Origin of the sequence: Thiohalocapsa sp., assembly GCF_022340605.1 — a bacterium.
GTDB lineage: Bacteria > Pseudomonadota > Gammaproteobacteria > Chromatiales > Chromatiaceae > Thiohalocapsa.
On record NZ_JAJDNQ010000039.1, the window covers coordinates 12,792 to 29,832 of the forward strand.

Annotated in this window: 18 protein-coding genes; 3 read left to right on the forward strand and 15 right to left on the reverse strand. The window is 68.1% G+C overall.

Annotated features, from left to right (window positions below; translation table 11 throughout):
* Positions 1 to 6 precede the first annotated feature (6 nt).
* The 8 genes from LJE69_RS04980 to LJE69_RS05015 form a co-directional block, all read right to left on the reverse strand.
* On the reverse strand, positions 7 to 714 hold the full coding sequence (locus LJE69_RS04980) for a DUF484 family protein (RefSeq protein WP_296922105.1): 708 nt from the start codon (positions 712 to 714) through the stop codon (positions 7 to 9).
* A complete protein-coding gene (gene dapF / locus LJE69_RS04985; RefSeq protein WP_296922107.1) occupies positions 711 to 1,541 on the reverse strand; it encodes a diaminopimelate epimerase in 831 nt (276 codons plus the stop codon). The genes LJE69_RS04980 and dapF overlap by 4 nt, the downstream gene beginning before the upstream one ends.
* A gap of 146 nt (positions 1,542 to 1,687) precedes the next feature.
* Positions 1,688 to 2,377: a class I SAM-dependent methyltransferase gene (locus tag LJE69_RS04990; protein WP_296922109.1), complete on the reverse strand. Its 690-nt coding sequence runs from the start codon at positions 2,375 to 2,377 to the stop codon at positions 1,688 to 1,690.
* 19 nt (positions 2,378 to 2,396) lie between these two features.
* The gene (gene lysA, locus LJE69_RS04995) at positions 2,397 to 3,641 is read right to left on the reverse strand and encodes a diaminopimelate decarboxylase (RefSeq protein ID WP_296922111.1); all 1,245 of its coding nucleotides are present in this window, start codon (positions 3,639 to 3,641) and stop codon (positions 2,397 to 2,399) included.
* A gap of 24 nt (positions 3,642 to 3,665) precedes the next feature.
* Positions 3,666 to 3,914, reverse strand: coding sequence for a hypothetical protein (locus LJE69_RS05000; RefSeq protein WP_296922113.1), 249 nt, complete (start codon positions 3,912 to 3,914; stop codon positions 3,666 to 3,668).
* Between the two features lie 91 nt (positions 3,915 to 4,005).
* Positions 4,006 to 4,809, reverse strand: a complete 804-nt coding sequence (locus tag LJE69_RS05005) for an META domain-containing protein (protein ID WP_296922114.1) — start codon at positions 4,807 to 4,809, stop codon at positions 4,006 to 4,008.
* A gap of 142 nt (positions 4,810 to 4,951) precedes the next feature.
* Positions 4,952 to 5,551 carry a L,D-transpeptidase family protein gene (locus LJE69_RS05010; protein WP_296922116.1) on the reverse strand — a complete coding sequence of 200 codons (600 nt, stop codon included), beginning with the start codon at positions 5,549 to 5,551 and terminating at the stop codon, positions 4,952 to 4,954.
* Positions 5,552 to 5,957: 406 nt separating this feature from the next.
* Positions 5,958 to 8,435 (reverse strand): DUF1631 family protein, encoded by a 2,478-nt coding sequence (locus tag LJE69_RS05015; protein ID WP_296922118.1) that lies wholly within the window; start codon positions 8,433 to 8,435, stop codon positions 5,958 to 5,960.
* 271 nt (positions 8,436 to 8,706) lie between these two features.
* On the opposite strand from LJE69_RS05015, the gene LJE69_RS05020 reads away from it, so the two are divergent.
* Both LJE69_RS05020 and LJE69_RS05025 read left to right on the forward strand, forming a co-directional pair.
* The gene (locus LJE69_RS05020) at positions 8,707 to 9,732 is read left to right on the forward strand and encodes an alpha/beta hydrolase (protein WP_296922120.1); all 1,026 of its coding nucleotides are present in this window, start codon (positions 8,707 to 8,709) and stop codon (positions 9,730 to 9,732) included.
* A gap of 4 nt (positions 9,733 to 9,736) precedes the next feature.
* A complete protein-coding gene (locus tag LJE69_RS05025; protein ID WP_296922121.1) occupies positions 9,737 to 11,242 on the forward strand; it encodes an SDR family oxidoreductase in 1,506 nt (501 codons plus the stop codon).
* 18 nt (positions 11,243 to 11,260) lie between these two features.
* Here LJE69_RS05025 and LJE69_RS05030 read toward each other — a convergent pair whose 3' ends face one another.
* The 3 genes from LJE69_RS05030 to LJE69_RS05040 all read right to left on the reverse strand — a co-directional run bounded on the left by LJE69_RS05030 (position 11,261) and on the right by LJE69_RS05040 (position 14,086).
* A complete protein-coding gene (locus LJE69_RS05030) occupies positions 11,261 to 11,524 on the reverse strand; it encodes a hypothetical protein (RefSeq protein ID WP_296922123.1) in 264 nt (87 codons plus the stop codon).
* A gap of 79 nt (positions 11,525 to 11,603) precedes the next feature.
* Positions 11,604 to 12,194, reverse strand: a complete 591-nt coding sequence (locus tag LJE69_RS05035) for a hypothetical protein (RefSeq protein WP_296922125.1) — start codon at positions 12,192 to 12,194, stop codon at positions 11,604 to 11,606.
* A 431-nt stretch (positions 12,195 to 12,625) separates the two neighbouring features.
* The gene (locus LJE69_RS05040) at positions 12,626 to 14,086 is read right to left on the reverse strand and encodes an amidohydrolase family protein (RefSeq protein WP_296922127.1); all 1,461 of its coding nucleotides are present in this window, start codon (positions 14,084 to 14,086) and stop codon (positions 12,626 to 12,628) included.
* Positions 14,087 to 14,414: 328 nt separating this feature from the next.
* Between LJE69_RS05040 and hisI the strand changes: the two genes are divergently transcribed.
* The gene (hisI, locus tag LJE69_RS05045; protein ID WP_296922187.1) at positions 14,415 to 14,801 is read left to right on the forward strand and encodes a phosphoribosyl-AMP cyclohydrolase; all 387 of its coding nucleotides are present in this window, start codon (positions 14,415 to 14,417) and stop codon (positions 14,799 to 14,801) included.
* Between the two features lie 237 nt (positions 14,802 to 15,038).
* On the opposite strand, the gene LJE69_RS05050 is transcribed toward hisI, so the two are convergent.
* The 4 genes from LJE69_RS05050 to LJE69_RS05065 all read right to left on the reverse strand — a co-directional run bounded on the left by LJE69_RS05050 (position 15,039) and on the right by LJE69_RS05065 (position 16,890).
* Positions 15,039 to 15,695 (reverse strand): MarC family protein, encoded by a 657-nt coding sequence (locus tag LJE69_RS05050; protein WP_296922129.1) that lies wholly within the window; start codon positions 15,693 to 15,695, stop codon positions 15,039 to 15,041.
* 108 nt (positions 15,696 to 15,803) lie between these two features.
* Positions 15,804 to 16,301, reverse strand: a complete 498-nt coding sequence (locus LJE69_RS05055; protein WP_296922131.1) for a DUF1269 domain-containing protein — start codon at positions 16,299 to 16,301, stop codon at positions 15,804 to 15,806.
* 66 nt (positions 16,302 to 16,367) lie between these two features.
* Positions 16,368 to 16,676, reverse strand: a complete 309-nt coding sequence (locus LJE69_RS05060; RefSeq protein ID WP_296922133.1) for a hypothetical protein — start codon at positions 16,674 to 16,676, stop codon at positions 16,368 to 16,370.
* A 28-nt stretch (positions 16,677 to 16,704) separates the two neighbouring features.
* Positions 16,705 to 16,890, reverse strand: a complete 186-nt coding sequence (locus tag LJE69_RS05065) for a hypothetical protein (protein WP_296922135.1) — start codon at positions 16,888 to 16,890, stop codon at positions 16,705 to 16,707.
* Positions 16,891 to 17,041: the final 151 nt, after the last annotated feature.

Below are 17,041 nucleotides of genomic sequence, written 5' to 3' on the forward strand. Positions count from 1 at the left end.
GACAGGCTAGCCGTTGCGATGCGCCAAGTCGGTGAGCTTGGCGCCGGCGATGGCACCGAGCCGCTCCAGCAGCTCGGTGCCCATGTCCGGCGCGAAGCGCTTCGGGTCCGTGCTGCCGATTGCGAGCACGCCGGTCTGCTCGGTGCCGCGGATGGGCACCAGGGCGGCGGACTGGATCGCCTCGCCGTCGGTGCCGAACAGCGGTTCCGCCTGCTTCGGTGCCAGCGGACCGCACAGGCAGCGGTCGCGATCGATGAACTCCACGAAGGACTGCACCAGCGGGTCATCGGCACGCTGTTCCGGGTCCACCGGGAAGAGCTTGATGGCGACGGCCTCGGCGCTGAACTGCTCGCGTAGCGAGGCCTCCAATGCCGCGCAGGCGCGCTCCTGATCCGGGGCGGTGATGAGTTGGACGGTCAGCTCGTGCAGCCGGGCCGAGAGCTGCTCGTACTCGTGTGCGCGGGCCATCAGGTGGTTGAGCCGGCCGCGCTCGTGGCCGAGTTGCTCGCGCAGCACCGCCACCTGGTGCTCGATGAGCGACACCGCCCCGCCGGCCCCGTGCGGCACGTGCAGCTTCGCCAGCACCTCCGGGTGATGCACCAGGAAGTCCGTATGCTGCAACAGATAGGCGGCCACGGCCCGGCTCTGATCGTCGTCGATGGGCTCGGACCAGGTGCTGGAGCCGGGTTTGCCGGACACGGTGCGGCGGGTCATAGCTCGATCTCTCCGTCGAAGACGCGGGTCGCGGGGCCCGTCATCAGCACCGCCCCCTCAAGTCCCGGCCAATGTATCACAAGGGTTCCGCCAGGAAGCGCCACGGCCACCTCGGCGTTCAGTACCTCCCGGAGCCGTCCGGCCACCACAGCCGCACAGGCGCCGGTGCCGCAGGCGAGGGTCTCGCCGGCGCCGCGCTCCCAGACCCGCAGCCGGATGTGCCGGCGGTCGAGGACCTGCATGAAGCCCACGTTGACCCGGTTGGGAAAGCGCGCGTGGCGCTCGATGCGCGGGCCGAGGGTCGCCACCGGCGCGGTGTCGACGTCGTCCACGGTCAGCACGGCGTGCGGGTTGCCCATGGATACAGCGGCCAGCTCGACCTGCTCGCCGTCCAGGTCCAGCGCGTAGCGGATGGCCTGCTGTTCAGCGATGAAGGGGATCTCTGCCGGCGCCAGTCGCGGCAAGCCCATGTCCACGGTGACCTGGCCATCGGAGCGCACCTGGAGCACGATCGCGCCGGCCGCGGTGCCCACCGGGATCTCGTCCTTGTCCGTCAGCCCCGCATCGCGCACGAAGCGGGCGAAGCAGCGGGCGCCGTTGCCGCATTGCTCCACCTCGGAGCCGTCGGCGTTGAAGATGCGGTAGTGGAAATCGGTGCCCGCGAGTCGCGGCCGCTCCACCAACAGCACCTGGTCACAGCCCACGCCGAAGCGCCGGTCGGCCAGCCGTGCCGCCAGCGCCGGCGTCATGTCCACGGACTGGCGTACGCCGTCGAGCACGACGAAGTCGTTGCCGAGGCCGTGCATTTTGGTGAAGCGGAGCTTCATGAGGCGCTGGAGTAAGGGGGTAGGGGCTAGGTCAGATTGGGCGGTCGAACGCTCGCGCGGCCCAGTGCTTCGCCGCGGAAATGCCGAGACCGGGCTGCCTCGTTGTCCTGAGATGGTCTCAGGACTTGCGCACTGTTGCACTAGGCTCAGGTTCCCGCTCCCTCGCCTGGCATTCGCCCCCAGACAGCCAGATGCCGATCGCTGACCACGTGGACCTCCAGTACGTCGGCGAGTCCGGCGGACCTGAGCTGTTCCGTCACCTCCGCGGGCTCGAAGGCGGCGTGCAGGGAGTTGCGGAAGTCCTGCTTCAGCACGTCCGGCGCATCGGGCGCATAGGTCTCCACCAGCGCGGCGGCCCAACCGGCGGATGCCGGGCGCATCAGGTCCATCACCAACACCAGGGCGCCCGGCTTGGCGGCGGCACGGATGCTGCGCCAGAGTACCTGCGGCTCGTGCAGGTGGTGCAACAGGCTGTTGGAAAAGATCAGGTCGTAGACGCCGGACGCCAACTGCCCCGACGGCAGCTTGTCGCACAAGAGCCGGACCCGCGGTGCGATGCCGGGCAGCTTGTCGACGGCCTGCTGCGCCAGTTCCAGCATGGGCTGGCTACCGTCCAGGGCGTCGCAGTGGAGCCCTGGATATCGCCGCAACAGACGGATCATGATGTCCGCCGGGCCGCAGCCGATGTCCAGCGCGCGGGCGCCGCTGAGGTTGCCCGGCGCTTGTTCGGCGAGCAGCCGCAGGAACAGCTCGTTCGGCTCGCTGAAGTCGGCCTCGGCATAGGCGCGGGCCTGGTCCAGGCCGTCCATCAGCTCGGGCTCGGGGCGACGTTTCATGGGGGGGCCTCCAGTGGGCTCACGGCAGCATCGCCTCACTGGCGTAGAGATCGACCAGCGTCTCGCGGGGGCGAACCAGATGCGCCTGATCGCCGTCGACCATCACCTCCGCGGCGCGCGGCCGGCTGTTGTAGTTGGAGCTCATGGTGAAGCCATAGGCCCCGCTGGAGCGCACCGCGAGCAGGTCACCCGGCGCCAGCACCAGCGCGCGGCCCTTGCCGAGGAAGTCTCCGGTCTCGCAGACGGGGCCGACGATGTCCCAGACCTTCGCCTCCCCGGCGCGCCGCTCGGCGGGCACGATCTCCTGCACGGCCTGGTACAGGGCCGGTCGCAGCAGATCGTTCATGGCGGCGTCGACGATGGCAAAGTTGTGCGTCGCCGTGGGCTTGAGGTACTCCACCCGGGTCAGCAGGATGCCGGCGTTGCCGGCGATGGCGCGGCCGGGCTCCAGGATGATCTCGACGTCCCGCTCGCCGAGCCGCTCGTTCAGCGCGGCGGCGTAGTCGGCGGGCTCCGGCGGTGCCTCGTCGGTGTAGCGAATACCGAGTCCGCCGCCGAGATCGAGGTGGGCGATGCGGATACCCTGTGCGGCGAGCCGGTCCGCCAGTGCCAGCACCCGGTCCAGGGCGTCCAGGAAAGGCGACAGCGCCGTCAGTTGGGAGCCGATGTGGCAGTCGATGCCCGCCACGCGGATGTGCTCGAGCTCGGCGGCGCGCAGATAGACCTCCTCCGCCGCGTGGATCTCGATGCCGAACTTGTTCTCCTTGAGCCCGGTGGAGATGTATGGGTGCGAGCGGGCGTCCACGTCCGGGTTGACCCGCAACGATATCGGTGCGGTCGTGCCCAGCTCCGCGGCCACGGCGGCGATGCGCTCGAGCTCCGGCGCCGACTCCACGTTGAAGCAGTGGATGCCCACCGCGAGCGCCCGGCGGATCTCGTCGCGGCGCTTGCCGACGCCGGAGAAGATGACCTTGCCGGGGTCGCCGCCGGCCGCCAGCACCCGCTCCAGCTCACCGCCGGAGACGATATCGAAGCCGGAGCCGAGCCGCGCCAGCAGATTCAGCACGGCGAGGTTGGAATTGGCCTTGACGGCGAAGCAAATCAGGTGCGGCCGGTCCGCCAGCGCACGATCGAAGGCGTGCCAGTGGCGCTCCAGCGTCGCCCGTGAGTAGACGTAGCAGGGCGTGCCGAGGCGCTCGGCCAGCTCGGTGACGGGGATGTCCTCGGCGAACAAACGATCGCCGCGGTAGTTGAAGTGGTCCACGCCGGGCCGCTCCGCTTGGGCAACTCAGGGATTCGCCGCCGGCGCGGTGCCGGCGGCAGTGCCGTTGGTGGGCGCCTCGGGCGGCCACTCCGCGCTCTCTGGTGGAAACGGGAAGGGCTTGCCTTTGCCCCGGGCATCGCGCTCGGCGCGCGCCGGATCATCCTCGGCGAGATAGAGATCACCGTTTTGGCCGCAGCCGACGAGTGGCGCCGCGATGGCGACGACCAGCGCGATGGTCAGCAGGGTGAGGAGCGGGCGACGACGGGATTGCATGCCGGGATAATGCCCGATCCGTCGTCACCGGGCAAAACCGGATTGCCTTGGCGCGGTCGCCCGGCGACTCGCCGCGGCCGCGCTCCCGAATCTACGCCCCCGGTCCGGCGGCGCGGAAGACCGCCAGCGTAGCGCCGTCGGCGTCGCTTAGGGTCAGCTCGTCACCGTGGATGCGATAGGCGGCGGCGCGCTCCAGCGCAGCGAAGTAGGCGGCCTCCTGATCATCGATGCCTTGCGGCTCTTGACACAGCATCCTGGTGGCGGCGATGGGGCCTTCGAGGCTGAATTCGCTACCCTCGGCCACATAACCGCCGCGGTAGGTGTTACAGGCCTTGCCGCTCATCTGGCCATCGGCGCTGAGCATGAGCACGAAGTTGGTGCCCGGCAGCACCCCCGTGACGCCGCCATGCCCATTGTTGTACTGGGTGAGCTGCCAGATGGTGCCGGTGAGCGGCGAGGACTCGAGCTCGGTGAAGGTCAGCAGCGGCTCGCCGGCGGCGTCCTCGAGCGTCAATCCGTCGTCATCCACCGCGTAGGTGGCCGTCTGCGTCAGCGCCCCGGTGACCGCCTGCTCTTGCGCCATCAGCGGCGCCGGGCAGGCCATCATGGTTGTCGCCAGGTCCTCGCTGACCTGAAGCTCGTCGCCGTCCAGCGTGTAGCTGCCCATGAGCCGGTTGCAGCCAGCGCTGCCGGTGATGCGCCCGTCCTCGAAGCGCATGACCGCGGGCGGGTCGCTTTGCACGGCATCCGTCATTCCCGTGTCGGTGCGGTACTGGGCAAGCTGCCAGTCCGTCTGCTCCAGGGCGCTTGCCCCGGCGACGCGCAGGCAGGCGAAGAGCAAGACTCCGGCCGTGGCGAGCACTGCCGGGCGCTGAATGCGTTGGAACGGCTGCATGGGACGACCTCCTGAGGTTGGGGCGAATCGACACGTTGGGATCATTATGGCTGATCCGCGTTGGCCCACAGTAGATCGCCGCGACAGCGGTGCGTGTCACGCCGGGCTGGCGCTCGGCGCCGGACGTCGGCAGACGTCGACGTCAGGGCAGGATGCGTATGGGCGTGCCGTTGCGCACGAGCTCCCAGATCTCGTCCATCTCGTCGTTCTTGACCGCGATGCAGCCGTTGGTCCAGTCGCGGTTGTCGTATTCGCGGGCGACCTTCTCCGACGATAGCCAGTTCGGACGGCCGTGGATCATGATCATGCCGCCGGGCTCGAAGCCCAGGGCGCGGGCGAAGGCACGGTCGCGCGCGTTGGGGTAAGAGACGTGGATGGACTTGTAATATTCGCTGCGCGGGTTACGCCAGTCGAGGATGTAGTCCCCCTCCGGCGTGCGTTCGTCGCCCTCCTCGAACTTCTGCCCGACGGGGCTATCGCCGAGCGCGATCTTGTACTGCCGGTATACGGTGCCGCCGCGCAGCAGTTGCAGCGTACGATCGCTCTTGCGTACCACCACGCTGTCGACGAAGTGCATCGTGGGCTCTTGGGACGCACAGCCGCCGAGAAGCGCCGTCAGACCCACGGCGGCTGCGGCGAGCACCAGGCATGCCAGGTGCGTCAGGCGAAACACCCGGCGCGTGTGGCGCGGAGAAGGCACGGAATCGGGGGCGGTGTGCGTGCGGGAGAACATCGTCGGCATCCAACGTCAGGTTGTCTCTGGGCATGGATTCTATCCCGCGGACGGCCGCAGAACATCGGGATTTGCGCTACAGATATGGCGGATTATTCGGCGCTTAGGGCTACATCTTCGAGCACTATGAAAGGATTCTCCTGCATCGCGGCCACGATGTGGGAGCGGCGTCCCCGCCGCGATCGTCCGCGCCTGCGGCCATCGCGCCGAGGACGGTGCTGCCACGGTGGTGCTCGCATGGAGCGTTCCCACGGTGACAGGCGCCGCTAGTGCAGCGTTTCTCCCAACTTTGCTTTCGTCGTTGTCGTTGTCGTCGTCGAGTATCCGACCACGACAACGAGCAGAGGCTTCGACAATGTTCCTCGGATCCGGCCCCGCCCGGGTTGGCGCCCGCAAGATTGCCTGAAGCGGGCTCCTAGGCTGCCGTCTGCTCCGCGGGGGCCGCATTGACCAGCAGCCGGGCCACGGCACGATCCGTGAGCGGATCACGACTGAGCAGTCGGGCGCTGCCCTGACGCAGGGCGGCGGCGAGGCGCTCCGCGGAGAGTACCCGCGCGTTGCGCCCGCGTCGGTCGGCGAACAGCATCAACCCGCTTTGCCGGCTCATCCAGATGGCGCGCAGGCTGAGGCTCGCATCACCCAACTGCTGTACCTCGAGCCAGTCGCCAAGCGCCACCTGCCGGGCCGCCTCCAAGTGCGGATCATGTGGCTTGGATGCCTCCCGTGCGCTCGCCAGCCCCACCGGCTCGGACTCGGGAGTCTCGGACTCGCGTGTCTCCGACTCGGGAGTCTCCGGCTCGGGTGCCGACGCCGGCACGGCCACTGCCGCCAGCAGCGCGCTGTCCGGCTCCACATCCGGCTGCAAGGGTTCCGAATCCATCGGCTCGGAGTCCAACATCCAGGGCAAGGCCTCCGTGGCCGGGGTGGCGGTCGCCGTATTCGGCGCCGCCTGGGGTGATGCCGCGGCATCGACGTCGTCCGGAGCCGGGTCGCCGGCCCCGGCGGCCGCCTCGGGTGGCCTGATGGCGGCCATGTGCAGCGGCATCAGCGCGCTCAGGAACGGCTCCCAAACCCCCGAACGGCCGAGGCGCGCGAGGCCCGCGGGCAGGCGGTCAAGGAGCTGCGGCAAGAGCTGCATCAGTCGATGCCGCTCCTCCGGGCTCGTCTTGGGCGCGATGCTCCAGAGCAGGTCCTCCAGCGTGCCGAGGGCATCGCGCCAATCATCGCCACGGTCGCCGAACTTGACGTAGATGCGCCCCAACAGCTCGCGCCAATGGGTATCGACGAACTCGGCCACGACTGGCGGCATGGTTTCGGTTTGAGCCCTGCGCCGCGCGATCTGATCCTCCACCACGGCGTCGGCGACGAGCCGCCGGTCGCGCTGCTCCAGCCGTTGCACCAGCTCACTCACCTGGCCGTGCGCGGCGCGCTCGGCCTCCCGCAGGATCGCCTCGATCTGCTCCACCTCGGCATTGAAGACACTGGTGTCCTGATCGAAGCCGGCAAGGACGTTTTGCACCGCGGCACGGATGCGCTCGAGCAGGGCGCGGTCCCCCTGCGCTCCCCAACCACGGCTGCCGGCGGCCATCACATCGAGCAGTCGCCGTGCCGGATGGCGCCGGTCGGAGAAAAAGCCCTTGTTCATCAGCGCGACCTTGAGGATCGGCACTTGCAGCTTGCCGATATCGGCGCGCAGACGCTCCGGCAGCTCGGCGTCGCTCAACATGCAGTCGAAGAGCATGGCCACCAGCTCGATAGTGACGGCATCATTCGGCTGCAGCCAGCGCAGCAGCGGCGATGCCGCGAGGCCGCGCAGCAGCGCGCTGCCCTGGGCATCGAGTTTGTCGAGGTCGATGCCGAGCTTGGCGGCCGCGCCCTCCTTGCCGCGCTGCAGGCCGGTGAGACCGTCGAGGAACTGACTCAGCACCATCGGCGCCATTTGGCCGCCGGTCGGGTCGCCGCCTGGATGCGCGCCCCCGGGCCCACCGCCGCCCGATGAGCCACCGCCCGGCCAGCCACCACCCGACCAGCCGCCGCCCGGACCGGCGCCGGGACCACCACCGCCCCCGGAGGCGCCGCCCCGGCCACCGACGTGTCCACGCGACATGCCGACACCAGGCTCGCCCATGAGTCCGCTCGCGAGTTGGACGAAGACGTCGCCGATGGCGTCACCGCCGCCACGGTGCGCGCGCGCCAGCTCGTGCTCGCGCTCGTCCATCTCCACCGGCAGCTTCGCCAGCACCCCGTTGTCCACCAGAAACTGGTTCAGGCCGCGATAGCTCTCCGGCAGCCGCTCGGCGGTGTAGTGCTCGAAGGTCTCCAGCAGGATCAGCGACAACTGTCCGCCGGCCCAGTTGGCCTCCGCGGCGTCGACGAAGGCGGTGAACAGCCGCTTCACGCCGAACGGGTTGCCCTCGCCATCGAGCCGCTTCAGCCCCAGTAACGCGGCGACGCGCCGGTCCAGCGCCGTGAGCTGCTGCGCGCACGCATAGCCGGCCTTGGCCGACAAGCGCGCGATGGCGAGGTCACGCTCGAAGGCCCGGGCTTCTACCAGCGTGAGCTCCTCGACGCCCTCCCAGGCGTCGCGGTCGCTGCCGCTGAGCAGCGCGGTGGCGTGATCGCAGGTGCGGGTGAAGGTTTCGCGGAAGCGCCGCAACAGGCCGAGTCCGCCATTCGCGAGCAGCGCGTCGCCGGATTCGTAGAGCTCCCGGCGCGATGCGTCGCTGGCCCGTACCGCGAGTTGTTGCAGGTCGCCGCGGGCATCCCGCAGGTGCTCGGCATAGGCGTTGGCGGCGGCGTCCACCAGGCGGTCGCGCACCGTGTGCAGCAGCCGCATCGCCTCGGCGGGCGAGGCGGCCTCTGGGCTGGAGGTGTGGGGGGTTGTCGCCGGCATCGGGTCGCCCGCTGGTCAAGCTGCAACGGCGCACCCGCCGTGGATGCGCTCGGACCCTAGCCGAAAAGAACGCTGTTGCTGCCTGGCGATGCGCGCCTGCGTCGGACGCGTGCCGGCATGTTCGGAGATTGGAGTTTTGGTATTTCCCTTGCCGTGGAGCATAGCGGCGCGTGTGCCGCACCGCCGTGATGCCCCTCGCAGAACCAGGGCCACGGTGCGCCTGTGCTAGCATCCAGGCTCCGCCCGCCCACAGACGCCGCCCACGCCGCGCATGCTGTTACGCCTGCTGCTGATTCTCATCGTCCTCGTCCTGGCCCTGGCGCTCATCGCCGCGCTGGTGGGCCCCCTGCTGATCGACCCGGCCCCGGCACCCGGCAAGACGTCGGCGCAAGCGCTGGAGCGCCGGGGCATCCGTTTCGTCGAGATTCCGTTCCCGGGTACCGAGGGCCTGTCCCTGCACGTGGCGGAGCAGGCGCCCGATGTGAAGTCGGCGCCGCCGCCGACCTTCGTGTTGCTGCACGGCTTCACGTTCAACCTCTACACCTGGAACCGGATCATGGCACCGCTGGCGGAGCGTGGCCGGGTCATCGCCTACGATCAGATCCCTTACGGCCTCAGCGCCAAACCGCTGCCCGGCACCTGGCACGGGGAGAACCCGTATTCCAAGGCCGCGGCGCTGAAGCAACTCATGGTGTTTCTGGACGAGCTGAAGGTCGGGCAGGTCTTCCTCGTCGGCAACTCCTCCGGCGGCACTCTGGCCCTGGAGGCGGCACTGGCTTACCCCGAGCGGGTGCGGGGGCTCATCCTGCTGGCGCCCTGGGTCAATTCCAAGCGCCCGATCCTGCCGCAGTGGCTGGTGGACCTGCCGCAGACCAAGCGCCTCACGCTGTTGCTGGCGCGCGCGCTCGGCACCAACTCGCCGCTGCTGGACCGCGGCTACGCGGACCCGACCCGCATTGACGCGGAGCGCCGCGCCCTCACCGGCGTGCATCGGGAAATTGCCAACTGGGACGCCGCCTGGGCGGCGCTGTTGCAGCGCTCGCTGACGGACCGGGTCGAGATCGCCAAGCACTTGGGCGAGATCCAGACCCCCGCGCTCGTGATCACCGGCGCCAAGGACCGTATCGTGCCGCCGACAGACACCCTGGAAGCCGCCAGCGCGCTGCCGAATGCTACATTCGCGGAGCTGCCCGATTGCGGCCACCTGCCGCAGGAGGAGTGCCCGACGCAGGTGATGGACGTGATCGGCCAGTGGCTGGACGGTTTGCAGTCGAAAGAGGAGGCCGAGGGGGGCTGACCCCATGGCCGTAACCGCCGAACGACCACCGGCGCCGGAGGACCGCCCGTCCCGCGGGCTGTGCCTGGTGTTCGGCGCCAGTGGCTACATCGGCAGCCACCTGGTGCCGCGTCTGCTGGCGGAAGGCATTGCGGTGCGCGCGACGAGTCGCCACCGCGCGAGCCTGGAGGCCCGCGGCTGGGACGGTGCCGAGTTGGTCGAAGCCGACGCGCTGGAGCCCGCGAGCCTGGACGCCGCGCTGGACGGCGTCCAAACCGCCTACTATTTGGTCCACTCCATGGGCGCCGGCAAGCACTTCGGCCGGCTGGATCTGGAGGCCGCCGCCAACTTCGCCGCCGCCGCCGAGCGTGCCGGTGTCAGGCGCATCGTCTACCTCGGCGGGCTGGTGCCGGAGGACGCGGCCAGCGAGCACATCGTCTCCCGCCGCGACACCGGCGACGTGCTCCGCCGCGGCTCCGTGCCGGTGACGGAGCTGCGCGCCGGCATCATCGTCGGGCCGGGCTCCGCGGCCTTCGAGGTGATGCGCGACCTCGTCTACCACCTGCCCGTCATGGTCACGCCGCGCTGGGTGCGCGCCAAGTCGCCGCCCATCGCGCTCGACAACCTGCTCATGTACCTGGTGCGGCTGCCGCAGATCCCGCAGTCCGAAGGCCGCGTATTCGACGCCGGCGGCCCGGAGACCCTGACCTACGCGCAGATGATGCGCGTCCTCGCCGAAGAGGGTGGCAAGCGCCCGCCGATCATCATCCCGGTGCCGGTGCTGAGCCCCAAGCTCTCGTCCTACTGGCTGCGGTTCATCACCGCGGTGCCCACCAACATCGCCCGTGCCCTCATCGAGGGGCTGAAACACGACTTCAGCGCCGACGACGCCGAGCTCAGGCGGCTCGTGCCGCAGCACCTGCTCGGCTTCCGCGAGGCCGTGGCCGCCGTGTTCGCCGCCGAGCGCGCCAGCGAGCCCGTCGTCGCCCGCTGGGTCGAAGGAGCCTTCGCCGTGCGCAAGCAACGCATCGACTACGCCTACTACGCCAAGCGCGCGTCAGAATCCCACGAGACCGCCGCATCGCCGGCCGCCGTCTGGTCCGTGCTCCGCCGCATCGGCGGTGAGCAGGGCTGGTTCTACATGCAGGGCCTGTGGCAGTTGCGCGAGACCCTGGACTGGCTCGCCGGCGGCCCGGGCCGCCAGCATGGCCGCCGCCACCCCACCGAGCTGCGCGTCGGCGACCGCATCGACTCCTGGAAGGTGCTCGGCATCGAGCCCGAGCGGCGCCTGAGCCTCGCCTTCGGCATGCGCGCCCCGGGCGCCGGCATGATGGAATTCGACCTCGCGCCGTTGCCCAACGGCGGTACCCGGCTCAGCATGACCGCCTATTGGCACCCCGCCGGCGTCTGGGGGCTCCTGTACTGGTACGCCTTCGCGCCGGCGCACGGCGTCGTCTTCTCGGGCACCGTGAAGGAGATCTGCCGGCTGGCGGAGCGGGAGCAACGGGGGCAGATCGCCCACGCGGGTTGAATCGCCTGGGCCTTGGCGCTACGCCGCGCTTGCTGCGAAGGCGACCAGTACCACCTCGGCCGCTGCTCCGGACTCATGCTCGGTCGTTGTCACGGCGATGATGAGCTGCCGGTGCTCAAACAGCCGTGCGACACCGTTGATGAAGTTGTTGGGCTCTACCGCCAGGATGACAACCAACTCCCCAACTGTCCGCAGGCCGAGGTTTGCCGAACTGCCTGCAGGGTGTTTGTTCGATAGGCGTTTGACGCCGAACCGCGCAGTTGCCGGGTCAGGCGGTTGCAAGTCGCGCGCTTTGACGCGTGCCCTTAGGAGTCGATGCGAGCAAGCGGCAAGACCCACATGGTTCCCGTTTTCTCCTTGGTCACAAGCCGTAAATTTCGGATTCCTCGGCAAAGACCTGTCGGATGCGCGTTTGGGCGGCCTCTCCAAGCCGGGGGCGGTCTGCGGCGTTTGATTGATTAACATGCTTGGGCGATACGTCTTCACCCAGCTTGTTTGACAGCCAAGCCGTGAACTGCCCCATCTCTTCAATCGGAAATATATGATCCACCGCGAGCGAACCGTCACGACGGCGCGCTCTGGCTTCCAGCGTCAATGGTGAAAGGTCAGTCGGCGAAATCCAATCGGGGCCCAGTCGCAGCAAGTTGGGATTCGCATCGAGATGCCCCTCGCAGACCCAAGTCTCGAAATCTATGGGATCCGACGCAGACCAGCCGGCCTGGAAGTTGTACCGGCACTGAGAATCAGGGCGGAAGAACTGGTAATACGACCACAGCATGTCGTGGGGGTGGCGGACCGTGATGAAGTACTCGAGCCTGTCCGCGTCGTCAAACCTCGCCGCGAGGATTTCGCGCAAATAAGGGGCGCTGATATGAGGATGAAATGGTGGTTGTTCGCCCGCGACGTCCACCGCAAGATCGCCAGCGGCGACATCGATGAACGGATCCAGCATCCGTCGGACACTCGTCGAGCCGCATCGCGGTTTGGCGATCGCAACGATGCCACGGCTACGCAACACCCTCATGACGAAAATTCCTCCGCTGGTGTCCAGGGAAACGCGGATCTAGTGGCATGTCCCGCGCGGTTCAGGATTGTCGACGCCTGACACAGGGCACTTGCTGCGCAATGCTTGCTGCCGACCGGTTGCGGGGCCAGGTATTGCGTTTCGCCGCTGCTGCTCATTAGACAACGCCCTGTAGACGATTTGCCAGGTTGTGCCTAGCAGTAGCAGCAGGCAAGGACTTGCCGTCTTGGTGGTACAGGTCGATGATTTCGATCACAAGCTCTTGGCGCTTCTGGCATGCCGACAGTTCATCGTCCCCTTTGCAGCCCCGGAACATAAGTGCTGGGCAACTACCGACATAGCACTGATCTTCTTCCGGCTCAGCGAAGCGCCCCCGCTGCCTGCTCAGTCACGTGCGCGGTAGTGAAACCGGTCCGCGAGCAGGCCAACTCCGCCACCCGCTCGATGTCATAGAACCGGCACGCCTCCATCAGCATCCGGCACTCGAACCACATGTCGCCGTCGACGACGGGCATGAAGAGGTCGTAGATGTTGTCGACGCCGAGCGAGACGCCGACGCCGGCTTCGAGCAGGTCCGTCACCGGGGCGATGGAGTTGTGGATGGGGGCCTTGTAGTCGGAGAGCTGGCGCATGCTGAGCGCCGCGGACGGGCAGACGACGAAGTGCACACCGGCGTCCTTGCACAGGCCGATGACCCGATCCTGGTAGTGCTTCTCGTGGGCGGCCAGCGAGATGCCGTGCACCGCCCGCACGCGGCCCTGGAGGCCGTGATCGATGGCAGTCAGCGCGAGCAGTTCGGTCTCGACCTCGTTGGGGTTGTTCTCCTGGTCCACGTGCACGTCGATGTCCTTGTTCATCTCCTTGGCCAGGCCGCAGAGGATGTCCAGGTGCTTTTCCGGCCGCGGGCGGTCCTTGGACGGCAGGCCGCCGATGACGTCGGCCTTCTCGCAGGCGGCCTCGAACTGCTTGCGCGAGTCGGCGTCGAGCACGCCCTGGAGGGGCTGGACGGCGATCTGCAGCTCGATCTGCTCGCTGTATTTGCGCTTCACCCGCAGCGCCGCGTCGATGGGCAACTGGCCGACGGTGGCGTCGGCATCCACGAAGGTGCGGCAGTGGGTGACGCCTTGGGAGACCATCTTCTGCACGCCGCGCTCGATGCGCTCGTTCAGGTCTTCTTCCGTGTAGTTCTCCTTCAGATAGCGGTACAGCTCCCACTTGGCCTGCATGTCCACCTGGCCGAGCTTGAGGTTGGACGGCGAGATCAGGTACGCCTTGTCGAAGTGGGCGTGGTGGCAGGAGAAGCCGCCGCGCTCGGTCACCAGGCGCAGGAACTCGCGCTTCATGTTCCAGGGCTCGGCGGGGTCGGAGAGCTTGTAGCGATATTGGCCGACCTCGTGCTTGGCGAGCATGTCCTCGATGGCGACGATGGCGACATCGGGCTCGGTGAAGATCGGGATGCGGGTCTCGATGGCGAGCGAGCGGATCAGCTTCACGTCCGTTTGCTCGTCGTAGTCCACGACGCCCGTCAGCACGTTGATCACCATGTCGAAGGTGCTGACTTCGAGAAACGAGCGGATGTTCGGCGTCTGCCGGTCGCTGATCTTGTGCAGCAGGGTGTTCTTCACGCCGTGCTGGTCCAGAAAGCGGCTGGTGCCCGGCGTGGCGTACAGGCGCACATTCGCCTTCTCGAGCCGGCGCAGCGGCTCCAGCAGCTTCTGCTTGTCGGCCGGTTTGCCGGCACTCACAAGGACGTTGGTGGGCGTCTTGCCGAGGAGCTTCAGGTTGAAGGCAACGGCTTCGATGGAAACGTCTTCGTGCATGGCCCTATTGTGGTCAGGTGTTGTGATCAAGTCTTTGATAACGAGAGGTGTCGAGCCGCGCGATCCGCGCGGCGACGAGCGTCGGCGCGATGCGAGCCCGCCGCCGCCGTCAGCGCACGCGATGTGCAAATTGGCTTGTCCGGGCTAGTCTAGAGCAACCCGCCCTTGAGTCCAGCCGGACGAATACCGACAGCCGTCGGCCCAGAAGTTCCGGCTCGCGCATGCCGGCAGCACAGATCATATTGTCCGCGCCCCATCAGCACACGAGGTAGACCCGGTGTCCGAGAACGTCCTGAAAAACCAAGAGCGCGCCGCCCTCGGCGCGAGCCTGCCCTGGACCGAGGTGCGCGCGAGCCTAAAGCTCAACCCCGACGGCCTGATCCCGGCCATCGCCCAGCAGCACGACACCGGCGAGGTGCTGATGATGGCCTGGATGAACCTGGAGTCGCTGGACGAGACCGTCGACACCGGCCGGGTCTGCTACTGGTCGCGCTCCCGCGGCAAGCTCTGGCGCAAGGGCGAGTCCTCGGGCCAGGTGCAACACCTGAAGGAGATGCGGCTCGACTGCGACGGCGACACCCTGCTGCTGCTGGTGGACCAGACCGGCCCCGCCTGCCATACCGGTCGGCGCAACTGCTTCTACCAGGCCGTCCGCGGCGACCGCGTGGAGATCATCGCCGAGCCGCTAATCGATCCGGAGCAGCTCTACAAGTAGCGCCGACGCGGACATCCGCCGCGGTGAGTGCGGTGTGGGGGACGCTCCTCGGTGCCGCGACCCCGGCGGCAGGCCAGGCGACCCGCAGCCCGCGGCTACCGGTCGCGTCGGGCTTCGCTGGCGCTCAGCCCGATCTACACCACCGCGCCGGCCTCCGCCGTAGGTCGGGCCGACGCCAGGAGGCCCGACGGGCTGCGTATCCAGGGCGACCCGGGGGCGGCCCGGGGTGCAGCGCGCTCAGGCCACGACCGGAAACGCCCCGCGAATCCCGTCCACCAGCATCTGTACCCCGATCACGGCCAGGATCAGCCCCATGATGCGGGTGATGACGGCGAGTCCGCTCTTGCCGAGGAACCGCGTCAGCCCTTCGCCGAAGACGAAGAAAATGTAGGTGATGAGACAGAGCAGCGCGAAGGCGCCCACCGTCAGCAGCAACTCTGGCGTACCACCGGTGGAGGCGAAGTTCATGGCCGTGGCGATGGTGCCGGGTCCGGCGAGGATCGGCAGCGCCAGCGGCGTGAGGGCCACCGACAGCGCCGCTTGGCGGCTGTCCGCCTGATCGGCGTCGCTCGGATGGTGCACCGCGGAGTGGTTGCTGTGCAGCATCTGGAAGCCGATCAGGGCCACCAGCACGCCGCCGGTAATGCGAAACGCCGGCAGCGTGATGCCGAACATCTTGAAGATCACCGAGCCCAGCAGGCAGAACACCAGCACGATGACGAACGCCGCGAGCACGGCCTGAAAGGCGACCCGGCGCCGCGTCGCGGCATCATCGCCGGCGGTGAGGCCGAGGAATACCGGCGTGTTGGCGATCGGGTTCATGATGGCGAAGAAGCCCATGAACACCGACAGCCCCTGGCCGATGAAGGCCTTGTCGAAAACGAAGCTGTGCATTGACTCAAGTCGATTTCGGTCCCGGTCCCGATCCCGGTTCGGGGTCCGCGCGTGATCCGGGAGCCCGCCCGGCGCCACCGCGCCGGGCCGGACGGTTGCTGTCGACGCCTACTGGCTCGCGCCCTCGATGAACTCCTTGAGGGCCGCTTCCTCGTCCCTGTTGAGCGAGGTTTGCAGTACCTTGCCCTTGCCCTGGAACGCCTTGAGCTGCTCGATGACCTTGTCGGGGGTGGCCTTGCGCACCAGCACGAACACCGCCGCGCAGCCAGGCTTGAAGTGCTCGGCGAGCTGCTTCATGAAGTCGTCGTTGATGCCGATGTCCGACAGTTGGCCGGACAGTGCGCCGGCGCCGGCACCCACCGCGGCGCCGAGCAGCGGATTCAGGAACAGCATGCCGATGAGCATGCCCCAGAAGCCGCCGCCGACGGCACCCATGGCTGTCAGGCTCACGGCCTGGTGCAACTTCACCTTGCCTTTCTCGTCCTTGGTGACGACCACCACGTCTTCCATGTCGATGAGATACTCCTTCTGCAGGCGCGTCAGCTCCGCGCGCAATTGGAAGGCGGTTTGCTCGTCGGGGAAGGAAATGACCACCAAATCACTCATGTCGGATGCTCCGGTTGGCTCACACTCAGCGACCCGCCGTGGCTTGCTGTCCGCGAGGACGGCGGGTCAATACTCGACGCGATCGACGGTACCGTTGATGACGGTCGCCCAGGCGACGCCGGCGTCGCCGAGCGAGCAAAGATAATTCACGATAATGACGGCTTCGGCGGCGGTCCCGCCCGCGGCACGGGACGTCGGCAGCGTGCGCATGCTGCCGCCGTCGTAGCGCCGGCAGCCGCAGGCCGCGAGGTCGCCGGTATGCATGCCGACGGTGGGCATGCAGGCCGCGGCCCGAGGCTTGTCGGCGGCGGTGCAACCAGCCAGCAGCGCCGCGGCGAAGACCGCCTGGCTCGCGGCCGCGGGCAGCGGAATCATCGGTGCCGCCGCGGACCGCGCCGCCGGCTTACTCCTGCTCGACCTCGTCCAGCGCTGCCCGCAGCGCCTGGAAGATGAGCTTGCTGGCCTCGGCCTCGTCCAGCTCGGGCACCTCCCAGCTCATGATGCGGCAGTATTTCTTCACCAGGTGGCGCACATCGTGCTCCAGCTCGCGGCGGTAACGTTGGATCTCCACATGCTCCAGGTCGGCCATGGCGCTCGGCTCCTCGTTTGTTGTGGAATCGAAGAATCGCGACAACGACGGTTGCAGTTCGGCGGCGGATCGCACGGGCCGGCGCCGGGTATCGGCAAGGCTTGCAGCAGGCGCCGATCCATCGGGCGCATCCCTTTATCTTCCCGCCCGG